This window comes from Bacillus sp. Xin1 (assembly GCF_013314535.1).
Taxonomy (GTDB): domain Bacteria; phylum Bacillota; class Bacilli; order Bacillales; family Bacillaceae_G; genus Bacillus_A.
This window is the reverse complement of sequence record NZ_JABUAE010000023.1, coordinates 23,205-36,942: the sequence shown is the minus strand read 5'-3', so window position 1 is coordinate 36,942 and position 13,738 is coordinate 23,205. Positions and strand designations below refer to the sequence as shown.

The window sequence follows — 13,738 nt, the reverse complement described above, 5'->3', positions numbered from 1 at the left end:
CTTTTCAGTTAGTTTCTTTACTTGATCAAATAAAAAGGACCAGAAAAACTCCTGGTCCTTTACTCTACCTAACAGACATTGGATTTTATATGATACAGAATTGGATGGATAAGCAATATTCCCAAATACTGTTCTCGAATTAAATAGATTAAAACTCTGAAAAATCATTCCGATTCTTTGTCTCAGTTTTCGTAATTCTTTCGTTGTTAACGATGTAATATCTTTCTCATCTATTGAGATTGTTCCCGATGTTGGTCGTTCTAACATATTCACTAAACGTAACAATGTACTCTTTCCAGCTCCACTGAAGCCGATAATGCCAAATATCTCACCCTTTTCAACCGATAAGGTTACATCTTCAACAGCGTAAACTGGTTGACCACCTGATTCATATACTTTACTTACATTTTCAAAAGAAATCATTACTTTCCCCTCCTATATGCTGTAATAACTTGAAGCAGAGCTTTGAGGTAAAATAAAAAATGCCCTCCTTCTTATCCGTAATAAAAATAAGAAGAAGAGCATTTATATACTCATTCACATCTTCTCATCTTCCAAGCCTCTAAGAGCTTGCTGGAATTAGCACGGTATTCAAAAACCCGTTGCTGAGGTATCATAGGGCCAGTCCCTCCACCTCTCTGGATAAGAGTGTATCGATTTAATTGTCATTTAATTAAGTTTTATTATAAGACTCCGAAAAACAAGAGTCAATAAAACATTCTAAAATATATTAATTATTTTTCTATTAAAATTTTCGAATAAAAGAAAATTTCTTTTTTATCCCGCATGAATAGGGAGTAATACTCCCACCTCAAAATTCAGCGAAGCAAAGAAGTTAAGTATGGAATGAAGCTCCCACCCACTGATCAAAGTTTAACTTTATGTAAAATTCTTCTTCGTCTACTTTTTCAAAAAGGAAAATATCCGCTGCTAATTGAATAACATTACATGAATACGAAACAAAATGGAGGCCGATAACTGATATGAAAACAGCCCTTTTACTCGTTGATATTCAAAATGATTATTTTCCAAATGGCAAAATGGAACTGCGCGGTACCGTTGAAGCTAGCGAGTATGCAAGTCAACTACTTCAGCATTTTCGAGAAGTGAATCAATCTATTTTTCATATCCAACATGTATCTATTAAAGAAAATGCTACTTTTTTTCTCCCTAACACAGAAGGCGTCCACATCCATGAGAATGTTCGCCCCTTAAAAAATGAAAAAGTTATTCTCAAACACTATCCAAACAGTTTTCGGGAAACGGACCTATTAGAGCAATTGCAAAACTTAAAAATTGAACATGTGATTATATGCGGGATGATGACTCATATGTGCATTGATGCTACAGTAAGAGCTGCTTTTGATTTCGGTTTTCGTTGCACTGTTGTGCATGATGCATGCGCAACAAAAGATCTCCTCTTTAAAAATGCTACGATTCCTGCTGTCTATATCCATAATACAATTTTAGCAAGTTTAAATGACATATATGCAGATGTCATGAGCACAGAAGAGTTTTTAAGTTTTAGAAACTCCATTTAAAAAATAAAAACACTACTTTCAGTGAGCAAAACCGAAAGTAGTGTCCTCTTGTCTAACCATAGATTTTCTTTCAAATTGTATTATACAGGAAATTCGAAAAATTAATACAGAAAAATATGACGAATGGATTATTTTTTCTGTTGGTTTTGTGTCTTTTCATCTTTAAAGAAATTTTCCCATCAATATCTTTCTTATATAAAAAAGACCTTCCCCATTACAGGAAGGCCTTTTCATCTATTTCTTATAAAGTTTCAGAAGTAGTTTTTCCTTGCATATGAAGTGCGATATAGTCAGGTCCACCAGCTTTAGAGTCTGTACCAGACATGTTAAAGCCACCAAATGGTTGGTAACCTACGATTGCACCAGTACATCCACGGTTGAAGTATAAGTTACCAACGTGGAAGTCTTCACGTGCTTTTTCGATATGTTCACGGTTATTAGAAACAACAGCTCCTGTTAAACCGTATTCTGTATTGTTTGCAATTGCAAGCGCATGATCAAAGTCCTTAGCTTTACAGAATGCTACTACTGGTCCGAAGATTTCTTCTTTCATTAAGCGAGCATCTTCCGCAACGTCAGCAACGATTGTTGGTTGGATGAACCAGCCTTTAGAGTCGTCTCCTTCGCCACCTGCTACGATTTTACCTTCTTCTTTACCAATCGCAACATAGCTCATTACTTTATCGAATGCAGCTTGGTCATTAACAGGACCCATGTTTGTACCTAGTTCAGCTGGGTTCGCAACTGTTAATTCTTTTGTTAATTCAACAGCACGATTTAATACGTGATCGTACACATCTTCGTGGATTACTGCACGAGAACACGCAGAACATTTTTGTCCTGAGAATCCAAATGCAGATGCAACGATAGATTTAGCAGCTAATTCAAGATCTGCTTCTTTATCAACAACGATTGTATCTTTACCGCCCATTTCAGCGATAACGCGTTTTAACCAAATTTGGCCTGGATTTACTTTTGCTGCACGCTCATAAATACGAATACCTACATCGCGTGATCCAGTGAAGCTAATGAAACGTGTACGAGGATGATCTACTAAGTAGTCACCAACTTCAGAACCACTACCTGGAACGAAGTTTACTACGCCAGCTGGTAAACCAGCTTCTTCTAACACTTCCATAAATTTCGCTGCTACTACAGGAGTTGTACTAGCTGGTTTTAGTAATACTGTGTTACCAGAAACTACTGCAGCTGTTGTCATACCCGCCATAATTGCGAATGGGAAGTTCCAAGGAGAAATGATAACACCTACTCCTAATGGAATGTAAGAGAAACGATTATATTCAATTGGACGGCTTTCTACTGGGATACCGTCTTTTAATTTTAACATTTGACGACCATAATATTCCATAAAGTCGATTGCTTCTGCTGTATCAGCATCTGCCTCATTCCATGGTTTACCTGCTTCTTTTACAAGAATAGCAGAGAACTCATGTTTTCTACGACGAACGATTGCTGCAGCACGGAATAAAATGTCTGCACGCATTTCTGGTTTTGACTTTCTCCAAGTTTGGAATGTTTCATCCGCCACTTGCATCGCTTTTTCAGCTAATTCACGGCTTGCTTTTGAAACACTACCCACAACTTCTTCTTTATTTGCAGGGTTTACAGAAACGATTTTCTCGTCTGTAGTGATCTTTTCTCCCCCGATAATTAATGGATAGTCTTGTCCAAGATAAGATTCTACTGTCTTTAAACCTTCTTCAAACGCTAACTTATTAACCTCTACTGAAAAATCTGTAAATGGCTCATGTTTGTATGCTACTACCATTCTTTTTAGCCTCCCCTTAGAAAAACGTTTACATTTTACAACATTATTCTACATGATAATTTAGATTTATTCAAATATTCCTAGACTTATATTTTAAAAATTAATTAATTTTTAAAATATAATAATTAAAAAAAGCTTCATACGTACGTATGAAGCTAAATAATATGAGCATATTCCATAATATTTTTTCCAATTAATAGAATTGTTACTAATAAAAATAAAGTACGAACATATCCAACACCTTTTTGCACAGCAAACTTCGATCCTAAATATGCTCCTAAAATCATAGATAATCCCATAATAATACCGTATTCAAAATGAATAATATCTAAAAATAAAAATGTAATTAAAGATACAATGTTACTAACGAAATTCAAAACTTTTCCAGATGCAGCTGCTCGAATAAAATCCAAACCAATTAATAAAAATGCAAAAATTAAAAATGATCCTGTCCCCGGTCCAAAAAATCCATCATAAAATCCTACAATTAAAATAACGAAGTAAAACATTAATGTTTTTCCTTTTGTCATCTTTTTATAGGTGGAGACACTTCCCCAATCTTTTTTTACAATAATATAAATTGCAATAAATACTAACATAACCAGTACAAGTGGACGTAAAATATCTGGTGGAATAAATTTTACAACTAAAGCTCCCAAAACAGCCCCAATAATAGTTAATGGGATTAACTTTCCTACTATACGAAAATCAACTTTTTTTGAACGAATAAAATAAATTGTACTTGTTAATGACCCCATCGTCGAAGCTAACTTATTTGTCGCGATTGCCGAAGCTGGTGGTAATCCTACAAACATAAGTGCTGGAAGTGAAATAAGCCCTCCTCCTCCAACAACCGAATCAATAAATGCGGCCAAAAAACCAAAAGCAACGAGTAATACAATAATCTGTAAACTTAACTCATCCATGTCTTTTCTCCTTACCCCTTTAATTCATAACATTAGAAATTATAACAAAATTACAGCAAAAAAAAAGCTGTTCCATATAGGAACCGCTTTTTTCTTAATCAAAAATTTTCACAAATGGCTCATCCTGCTTCGCCTCGCGAATAATAATTGCTTCTGGTCGTTCAACAGATTTAATTGTCACTTGTACTTTTACATAATTCGGGAAGTATTCCATCACTTTGCCAGCAACATATTGCGTGAACCCAATTACTTCTGCTTTTCCATTAAACTGAACAGGAATTTCAATCTTCATTTCTTGCAATTGATCATCTTTATAAAATCCTGTACCAACCACAGCTGTATAATCATTTTTGAAATACTTTTTTAACTCTACTTTAAAGTTTTCTACGTTTGTATAATCTTCGCGCACATCTGTTTTGGCTGCTTCAGAAGGGAACAAGTAATATTTTTCGTTAATTGCTTTCCAATCCTCTATCTTTTCACTACCTTTATCTACTTGCGCATACGATACAAATTTCCCTGGTACAAGTGCCGATTTTGGTCCTTGGCGATAAATCGCGAACGTAATCGGAACATTTTTCGTATCTGCATTTTTGTGTAACACTTTTAAAATCTCTTCTGCCATTGGCTTTGCTTTTTCTAACATTTCTTGTTCACTAATTTCTGTTTCACGTGGATATCCATTTTCTTCATTAAAATAATGAACCGAGTTCATCGCAAGACCAATCACAATACCTCCAAGTTCAACTTCGTTATTATTTTTTTTCAAATAATAATCATGCTCTAAAATATTCGAAAGATATATTGGTGTTTTTTTGTTTCGAACCTCTAATGATTCCGATCCTGCTTCTAACGCTGGATTCAACCCAATGTTAGGAAATTTCACTGCGTCTTTTTTCAGCTTTTCTTCTAACTCTTTTTGCTCCGCATCTGTACGCTTTCTCTTTACAAGCATTTGAACTGTTTCTTTATCTAAAAAGTTCCCACCTTTGAATAGGTAATCCTTTGTACTAAATGACCCTTTCGCAATACGCATTAATCCTGTTTCAAATTCATCAATATCTAGGCGACTATTCAATCCTTGTACAACTAAGCCACGTGCAGAACCTGGATCAAATGGAACTGTCGTTTTATAATACTCATCAGAAATAGAATATTTCGGAACGATTGCTTGTTCCTTTGAGTTACCCGATTTTTCAACAACTTTTTCTTCTTTTTGTATACCTGCGCTACATCCGCTTACAAGTAGCCCAAGACTTAATACCGCTAACGCTATTTTTTTCATGGTAAGTTTGCACCTCTTACTTATTCAGCTCTTGTAAGAACCTCTCTTCATTCCAAACCTCAATATTATGCTTCTCTGCTTGTGCTAATTTTGATCCTGCTGCTTCACCAACAACGACTAAATCCGTACTTTTACTTACACTACCTGTTACTTTCCCACCTAGCTCTTCAATCTTTTTCTTCGCTTCAGTGCGCCCCATAACTTCTAGTTTTCCTGTTAGGACAATTGTTTTTCCAGCGAAATAAGATTCAACATGTTGTAAATCCACACGTTTTATACCTTTATAGGTCATATTAACGCCGTACTCTTTAAATTGCTGTAATAATTCTAACACGTCTTCATTATCGAAGTACGTTACGATTGATTGAGCCATTTTCTCGCCAATTTCATTAATCTCTTTTAACTCTTCTTCTGTTGCTTTTACAAGGTGGTCCATTGTTTCAAAATGCTCAGCTAACGTGCGGGCAGCTTTAGCACCAACATGACGAATACCTAGCCCAAATAATAGACGCTCTAGCGAATTTTCCTTAGAATTTTCAATTGCTTGTACTAATTTAGAAGCGGACTTCTCACCAAAACGCTCTAATTGTAGCAATTGATCCTTCGTTAATGGATATAAATCTGCAAATGTTCGAATATAATCTGCTTCAAAGAGCTGTGTAATAACACGTTCCCCGAGTCCATCAATATTCATTGCATTTCTTGAGACGAAATGGATTAACCCTTCACGAATCTGCGCTGGGCATGTCGGATTAATACAACGAAGAGCTACCTCTTCTTCTAAACGAACAAGTTCGCTGTCACAAGTTGGACAATGCGTTGGCATATGATACTCTTCTTCTTCACCAGTACGTTTATCAAAAATCACGTTAACCACTTCTGGAATGATATCTCCAGCTTTTTTCACAACAACATAGTCACCAATTCGAATGTCTTTTTCACGAATTAAATCCTCATTATGTAGAGATGCACGGCGGACAATTGTTCCTGCCACTCGAACAGGCTCTAGTTCCGCAGTTGGTGTTACAACACCAGTGCGTCCCACACTTAGTTCAATCCCTGTTAATCTCGTTACAACTTCTTCTGCCGGAAACTTATAAGCAATCGCCCAGCGCGGGCTCTTTGCTGTTGTTCCTAAACTCTCTTGCAGCGTGACATCGTCTACTTTAATTACAATTCCATCGATCTCATAATCAAGGTCCGGACGCTTTTCCTGCCATTCTTCTACATAAGCGATTACGTCTTCAATTGTTTCACATGTGCGGCGATTTGGATTTGTTTTAAATCCAAGCTCGCCTAAGAAGTTTAGTGACTCGCTATGTGATGCAATCGTCTTTTCTTCTACATCAGCAAGACCGTACACAAACATAGACAGACTCCGTTTCGCAGCAATTTTCGGATCTAGCTGACGAAGTGATCCGGCTGCTGCGTTACGTGGATTTGCAAAAACTGTTTCACCATTTTGTTCTTTTTCTTCATTTAATTTTACGAATGAACGCTTTGGCATATAGGCCTCGCCACGCGCTTCTAATGTTACTTCTTCTTTCAAGCGAAGAGGAATCGCTTTAATTGTTTTTAAATTTTGCGTAATATCTTCACCAGTTACACCATCACCACGTGTTGCCCCTTGAACGAAGCGTCCTTTTTCATAATGAAGGGAAACAGCAAGACCGTCAATTTTTAGTTCGCATATATATCTTACATTTAAACCATCAATTCCTTGACGTACTCTGCGATCAAAATCACGTAAATCTCCTGCATTAAAGGCATTTCCTAAACTTAGCATCGGTGATTTATGCGTTACTTTTTCAAATATATCAAGCACTGCTCCCCCAACTCGAACAGTGGGAGAGTCTTCTGTTAAAAATTCTGGGTTCTCTGCTTCTAATTTTATAAGCTCCTGCATATCACGGTCATATTCCGCGTCAGAAACAGAAGGATTGTCTAATACGTGATATTGATAGTTAAATGCATTCAGCATATCACGCAGTTCTTCTATACGCTGCTTTGCCTTTTCTTTTGACATATCCTTACTCCTCTCTATTGTTTCGTTACAGGTGCGAATTTTGCTAATAAACGTTTAATACCAATCGGGCTTGGGAATGCAATATCTAATTCTTTTGCGTCACCTTCACCTTTCACACTTACAACTGTACCTACTCCCCATTTTTGATGGGATGCTTTATCACCTACAGCCCAACCAATTTGCTCTCCTCCTGTCGTTTTTGCAGTCGGACGTACAAATGGAGAGCGCGAACGTGTTGTCATTGTCGTCGCACTAGCTGTTCTTCCTTTTGCACTAAATGTTTCACGCTTTGGTGCTGTTTCATTTAATGACTCTAGTAACTCTGTGGGAATTTCCGAAATAAATCGAGATGCGGCATTCATATTTGTTCTACCAAATAAAGTACGCATTTGAGCGTTCGATAAATATAACTCTTCTTCCGCACGAGTGATTCCTACATAGGCTAAGCGGCGTTCTTCTTGCATTTCATCTTCTTCCATAAGAGAACGAGTATGTGGGAAGACTCCCTCCTCTAAACCAATAATAAAGACAACCGGGAACTCCAATCCTTTTGCCGAGTGCATCGTCATTAAAATAACTTCTTCACCTGCAGTTGGATCCTCATCCACACGATCAATATCCGCAACAAGCGCTAAATCTGTTAAGAAAGCAACAAGACTCTTATCTTCACTTTGTGATTCGAATGTTTGCGTAACAGATAAGAACTCATCTAAGTTTTCAAGTCGCCCTTCAGCTTCTAAAGAACGTTCATTCTTTAACATATCGCGGTAACCTGTCTTCTCAATTACTTCTTCTACTAGTTCCGTAACGGATAAATATTCTTGCATGTTTACCCAGTTGTGTAATAGACTTGCAAATTCTTTTACTGCTTTTGTGATTTTTGCACTTACTCCAACATGCTCAATTTCATCTAATACAGCTGTTAATGAAATACCATTTTGCACGCCGTAGTTAATAATTTTATCGATAGACGTGGCACCGATTCCGCGTTTTGGCATGTTAATAATACGCGCGAAACTAATTTCATCATCCGGATTTGCAATTAAACGTAAGTAAGCCAAAATATCCTTAATCTCTTTACGGTCGTAGAACTTAATGCCACCGACAATTTTGTATGGGATATTTGATTTTAAGAAAATCTCCTCGACCATACGAGACTGCGCGTTCGTACGATACAGAACCGCAAAGTCTGTATATTTTCGATTTCCCATTTGAATTTCATCACGAATTTTCTTCGCAACAAAATATGCTTCATCTTTTTCCGTTGCAGCACGGTAATACGAAATTTTACTTCCGATTTGATTATCCGTCCATAATTTTTTCGGTTTACGATTTGAATTGTTTTCAATTACAGCGTTGGCTGCATTTAAAATATTTTGTGATGAACGATAATTTTGTTCTAACAAGATAACCTGTGCATTCTCATAGTCCTTTTCAAATGACAAAATGTTAGAAATATCCGCCCCACGCCAACGATAAATTGACTGGTCAGAATCACCAACAACACAAAGATTTTTAAAGCGAGCTGCTAATTTATTTACAAGAATGTATTGTGCTCTGTTCGTATCTTGATACTCATCAACGTGAATATATTGGAATTTACGTTGATAAAATTCCAATACTTCTGGAATACGATCAAATAATTGAATCGTGGTCATAATTAAGTCATCAAAGTCTAATGAATTATTTTTCAGAAGACGTTTTTGATACTCTGTATATACATCACTTGTTAATTTTTCAAATGGATCAGCAATTGAAATTTGCTTTGCATATTTGTCAGCTGATAACAATTCATTTTTCGCATTACTAATACCACCTAAAATAGAACGTGGATCGAATTTCTTCGGATCAATATTTCGCTCTTTCATGATTTTTTTTACGACAGTAAGTTGATCACTTACATCTAAAATCGTAAAGTTTCGATTAATCCCAATACGGTCGATATCACGACGTAAAATACGTACACACATCGAGTGGAACGTAGAAATCCAAATATCTTCTGCTTCCGGACCAACAAGTGTATCGATACGCTCACGCATTTCACGAGCTGCCTTATTTGTAAAGGTAATTGCTAATACGTTCCAAGGTGCTACACCTTTTTCACCAAGTAAGTATGCAATACGATGTGTTAGCACACGCGTCTTACCACTACCTGCACCCGCCATTAATAAAAGTGGTCCATTTGTTGTTTGCACTGCTTTTTGTTGCTCTGGGTTTAAACCATTTAATAATTTATCAGTTATACTCATATGTGCCTGCACCTACTCTCCTTTTACAGCTTTTACTGTTTGTAACGCCGCTTTTATATCATCATAAATTACATTTCCTACAACAACTGTATCAGCGCACTGCGCCATTTCTTTTGCCTCTTTCGCACTTGAAATTCCGCCGCCGTAATATAGTTTTGCTTGTTGTAATTCTGCCTTTACATTTTTAACAAGTTCAATATCTCCATAAGTGCCGCTATATTCTAAATAGAAAATCGGCAAGTTCAGAAGCTTGTCTGCCATACGTGCATATGCAATCACATCATCTTCTGTTAAATCACATTTCGCTTCTGTAAGCTGAGCTACCTTCGCTTTTGGATTTAAAACACAATATCCTTCCATGAAAATTTCATCCCAGTTCATAATATCCCCAAATTCTTTCAATGCCTCATGGTGAATCCCCGTTACCCATTCTACTTTGCGGCTATTTAAAACACTTGGGATGTAGTAAAAATCAAACCCTGGTGTAAGTGCTTCAATGTCAGAAACCTCTAACACGCAAGGAACTGCATACCTACGAATGCTTACTAGCATATGTAATACATTATCTATCGTTACTCCATCACTTCCGCCTACAATTACTGCGTCCGTTCCAGACTCACAAATCATTTCTAAATGTTCATCACTTAATTCTTTATTTGGATCAAGCTTAAATACATGTTTCCACTGTGAAATATCGTACATGAAAACACCCTTTCTTTTATCTAATCATCTTTATATGCTTTTTCAAAAAAGCGGTTATTTTGACCACACTTTTTAAACTTCCTTTTACTATACACGTTTAAAAAGGAGGATCTAGAGAACCGAGCAGTTCGAGGCGCTACAGCCAGGAGGATACGGAGTGTAGCTTTTACTACATGAGTACCGGACTGGCAAAGCAACGAAGAAATGCGAAGGTTATCTTGACCGGACTTTTTAAACTTCCTTTTATGCATTCTTACATTATAACAAAAAAAGACACCTATACACACGCCCAATCCAACATCTTTTTCACCGTCAAATGTTGGATTACATATCGTGAAACTTACGCGGAATAATAACAACTGAAATAGCGTTTTCTATTTCTAAGCTCATGAAGAAGGAGTGTTTTCTTTGATGAAGCAAAACATCGGCATAATGAATGCTCTAATCCGAATCACAATCGGTTTGGTCGTCCTAAGTTGTAGCACAGCGAAACTCACACGTAAACCGTGGTGCACTTGGTCAAAAGTTTTACTGTGGATTGGTGCAATGAAAGTTGCAGAGGGAATTATTCGTTTCTGCCCTATTACGGAAGCATGTAAATTCGGAAAACACATGAACATGAGTGATTTTAAAATACCTAGCATGGATTTAAATAAAAAAGGACATGCTAAACAAGAAGAAGTAAGTCACACTTCCAGTACTGACACCAAAAAGTCACAAGGAAGTTATGATGCTTCTGACAAAGAGATTGAGTCAGCGATTGCAGAAGCAATCCTGACGAAACCGCTTTGAATCATTTGTCACGATGCAAGATGCTCTCAAAGGGACTTAGCTGCTGCAGTGGGCGGCTAAGTCTTCTTTATTTTACCACGAAACAGAACTAACGTTCCCTATTCATTTTATTTTCCCCAAAATATTTTCATAAAAAAGAGCGTATTTTTTATCCTTTATTTCCCTTACGTTTGAATAATTCTTGCTCTTGCTCTAAATTTACTTATTTTTAGGCTTTACCAGCTTTTTTTTTTCAGAAAATTAGGTTTTTCCCCCTTGCATTTCATGATATAAAAGTGATATCATTTTTATATCAGAAGGAGGCGATTCATATGAAAGAAAAACAAGTATTTTATGTAAATGGCTTTCTAGGCATTATCGGAATTTTACTCTTAGCTGGTATTGGTGTATTTTTCCTCGTACAAGAAATATTTATAGTAGCCGCACTTTGTATTATTTTAGCTGCAATTCTTGCTACTGGTATTGGAATTGTTCAACCAAACCAAGCGAAAGTTATTACATTTTTCGGTAATTATTTAGGGACAATTCGTGAAAATGGTTTATATTTAACGGTTCCTTTATCACTTCGTCAAACTGTTTCCCTTCGCGTAGAAAACTTTAATAGTAAAAAATTAAAGGTGAATGATGTCGATGGAAATCCGATTGAAATTGCGGCTGTTGTTGTTTATAAAGTTGTTGATTCAGCAAAAGCAATTTTCGGTGTCGAACATTATGATGAATTTGTAGAGATTCAAAGTGAGACAGCAATTCGTCACGTTGCAACGAAATATCCGTATGATAATTTTCAAGATGACACTTGTATCACACTACGCGGAAATGCTGAAGAAATCTCTGAGGAATTAAAACGTGAATTAGAAGCACGATTAGAAATTGCTGGTGTCGAAGTACTAGAAACACGCTTAACACATTTAGCTTATGCGACAGAAATTGCTCATGCAATGCTTCAACGTCAACAAGCAAAAGCCGTGTTAGCTGCACGAAAAGAGATTGTTGAAGGCGCTGTTCAAATGGCCAAAGATTCTATTCAAAAATTAGATGAAGAAGGCATACTTGATTTAGATGACGAGCGTAAAGCGAACATGGTTAACAACTTATTGGTTGCCATCGTTTCAGATAAAGGCGCACAGCCAGTGATTAATACAGGAAGTCTATATTAAAGGTTGTAGGTAATATGGCGAAAAAGAAAAGTTTTCCATTACGTATCGACCCTGAATTACACGCAGTCATTGAAAAATGGGCGAATGATGAATTCCGCAGTGTTAACGCTCACATCGAGTATTTACTTCGAGAAATGGCGAAACAAAAAGGGAAACTAAAAAAAGAGAAAGAGTCTTAAATTTATGTTAAGTCGTTCTCTTCTCCACAAAAAAGCAACTAGATTTAGTTGCTTTTTCTAATTATTGAAAATGAAATCACTAATAACGTGAAACTTTAATCAGCAGGGACTTTCTTCATCCCCACTGATTATTAACCCTCACCAATCGGGCTTTTACGGGATAAACTTTGTAATATCCATATAACATCGATTATGAAACACGGGTTTTATAACGAATAACGAATACAGAAATGATACGAGAAACAGATTGAAAAACTTTCCACTTATATAATTATCAAAAATTGATCTAATAATTCGAGATTATTCTCCTTTTTCTAATGTAAACTTTTGCATATTAGTTTACATTCAAATCCCCTTAATCATTGACTTCATACCAAATCTCTTGATATCCTCAACATACATAACAAAAGTATACATTCAAAACACTATAAACAAAGAGGTCAAAATCCATGAACAAGAAACCACATCTCATTGATGTCCAACCCATTCGAGGCAAAGAACAAATCGAAAATATGAAATGGGCCCTAAAACGCCACTGTTCAGAACGAGATTATATTCTATTTCTAATTGGAATCAATACAGGATTACGTGTCAGCGATCTACTCCAAATCGAAACACAAACTATATTAAAGTTAAAACGAAAAAAAAGAAAAGAATTCAAAATCAAAGAAGGGAAAACGAAGAAAGAACGCATGATTAATCTTACTTCTATTTTTGATGAAGTCTATTCGTATGCCCAAACCCTAGAAAATACCTGGTTATTCCCTTCCCGAAAAGGAGATCAACCCATTAGTAAGATCCAGGCTTATCGACAATTGCAAAAAGCCGGAGATTTTGCCGGTATAGAATCCATTGGAACCCACACTATGCGTAAAACTTTTGGCTATTGGTTCTATAAACAAACAAAAGATGTCGCTATGTTGCAAGACATACTCAATCACAGCACACCACAAATTACACTTAAATACATTGGAATCAATAAAGAAGAGAAAGATAATGTCCTTGATACATTCCTTATTTAATTCCTTTTAAAATAAAATATCAGTCTATTAAAAAACAAACAAAAGAAGACTAACAATTAAATACTAGTCT

At 36.2% G+C, this 13,738-nt stretch carries 11 protein-coding genes, 1 pseudogene and 1 riboswitch; of the genes and pseudogenes, 5 read left to right on the top strand and 7 right to left on the bottom strand.

All coding sequences use genetic code 11. The features are described from left to right. Nucleotides 1-54 precede the first annotated feature (54 nt). A pseudogene (locus tag HRG09_RS18390) lies at nt 55-423 on the bottom strand (ATP-binding cassette domain-containing protein); the annotation flags it as partial. A gap of 121 nt (nt 424-544) precedes the next feature. Beyond that, nucleotides 545-649: riboswitch (SAM riboswitch) on the bottom strand. A gap of 334 nt (nt 650-983) precedes the next feature. Here HRG09_RS18390 and HRG09_RS18385 point away from each other — a divergent pair. Next, on the top strand, nt 984-1,541 hold the full coding sequence (locus tag HRG09_RS18385; protein ID WP_174102323.1) for a cysteine hydrolase family protein: 558 nt from the start codon (nt 984-986) through the stop codon (nt 1,539-1,541). A gap of 241 nt (nt 1,542-1,782) precedes the next feature. Here HRG09_RS18385 and pruA read toward each other — a convergent pair whose 3' ends face one another. The 6 genes from pruA to pcrB form a co-directional block, all read right to left on the bottom strand. Then, nucleotides 1,783-3,330 (bottom strand): L-glutamate gamma-semialdehyde dehydrogenase, encoded by a 1,548-nt coding sequence (gene pruA, locus HRG09_RS18380; protein ID WP_174102322.1) that lies wholly within the window; start codon nt 3,328-3,330, stop codon nt 1,783-1,785. A 155-nt stretch (nt 3,331-3,485) separates the two neighbouring features. After that, complete coding sequence (locus HRG09_RS18375; protein ID WP_174102321.1) at nt 3,486-4,256, bottom strand: TSUP family transporter; 771 nt, start codon at nt 4,254-4,256, stop codon at nt 3,486-3,488. Nucleotides 4,257-4,350: 94 nt separating this feature from the next. Beyond that, a complete protein-coding gene (locus HRG09_RS18370; protein WP_174102320.1) occupies nt 4,351-5,541 on the bottom strand; it encodes a CamS family sex pheromone protein in 1,191 nt (396 codons plus the stop codon). Between the two features lie 16 nt (nt 5,542-5,557). Then, nucleotides 5,558-7,567 carry an NAD-dependent DNA ligase LigA gene (gene ligA / locus HRG09_RS18365; protein WP_174102319.1) on the bottom strand — a complete coding sequence of 670 codons (2,010 nt, stop codon included), beginning with the start codon at nt 7,565-7,567 and terminating at the stop codon, nt 5,558-5,560. A 14-nt stretch (nt 7,568-7,581) separates the two neighbouring features. Further along, nucleotides 7,582-9,816, bottom strand: a complete 2,235-nt coding sequence (gene pcrA, locus HRG09_RS18360) for a DNA helicase PcrA (protein ID WP_174102318.1) — start codon at nt 9,814-9,816, stop codon at nt 7,582-7,584. 12 nt (nt 9,817-9,828) lie between these two features. Continuing rightward, nucleotides 9,829-10,518, bottom strand: coding sequence for a heptaprenylglyceryl phosphate synthase (pcrB, locus tag HRG09_RS18355; protein WP_174102317.1), 690 nt, complete (start codon nt 10,516-10,518; stop codon nt 9,829-9,831). A gap of 411 nt (nt 10,519-10,929) precedes the next feature. On the opposite strand from pcrB, the gene HRG09_RS18350 reads away from it, so the two are divergent. The 4 genes from HRG09_RS18350 to HRG09_RS18335 all read left to right on the top strand — a co-directional run bounded on the left by HRG09_RS18350 (nt 10,930) and on the right by HRG09_RS18335 (nt 13,668). Next, nucleotides 10,930-11,310, top strand: coding sequence for a YgaP family membrane protein (locus tag HRG09_RS18350; protein ID WP_174102353.1), 381 nt, complete (start codon nt 10,930-10,932; stop codon nt 11,308-11,310). Nucleotides 11,311-11,621: 311 nt separating this feature from the next. Beyond that, nucleotides 11,622-12,467: an SPFH domain-containing protein gene (locus tag HRG09_RS18345; RefSeq protein WP_174102316.1), complete on the top strand. Its 846-nt coding sequence runs from the start codon at nt 11,622-11,624 to the stop codon at nt 12,465-12,467. A gap of 14 nt (nt 12,468-12,481) precedes the next feature. Next, nucleotides 12,482-12,646 (top strand): type II toxin-antitoxin system antitoxin, encoded by a 165-nt coding sequence (locus HRG09_RS18340; RefSeq protein ID WP_003194620.1) that lies wholly within the window; start codon nt 12,482-12,484, stop codon nt 12,644-12,646. Between the two features lie 449 nt (nt 12,647-13,095). Further along, nucleotides 13,096-13,668 carry a tyrosine-type recombinase/integrase gene (locus tag HRG09_RS18335; protein ID WP_174102315.1) on the top strand — a complete coding sequence of 191 codons (573 nt, stop codon included), beginning with the start codon at nt 13,096-13,098 and terminating at the stop codon, nt 13,666-13,668. Nucleotides 13,669-13,738 lie beyond the last annotated feature (70 nt).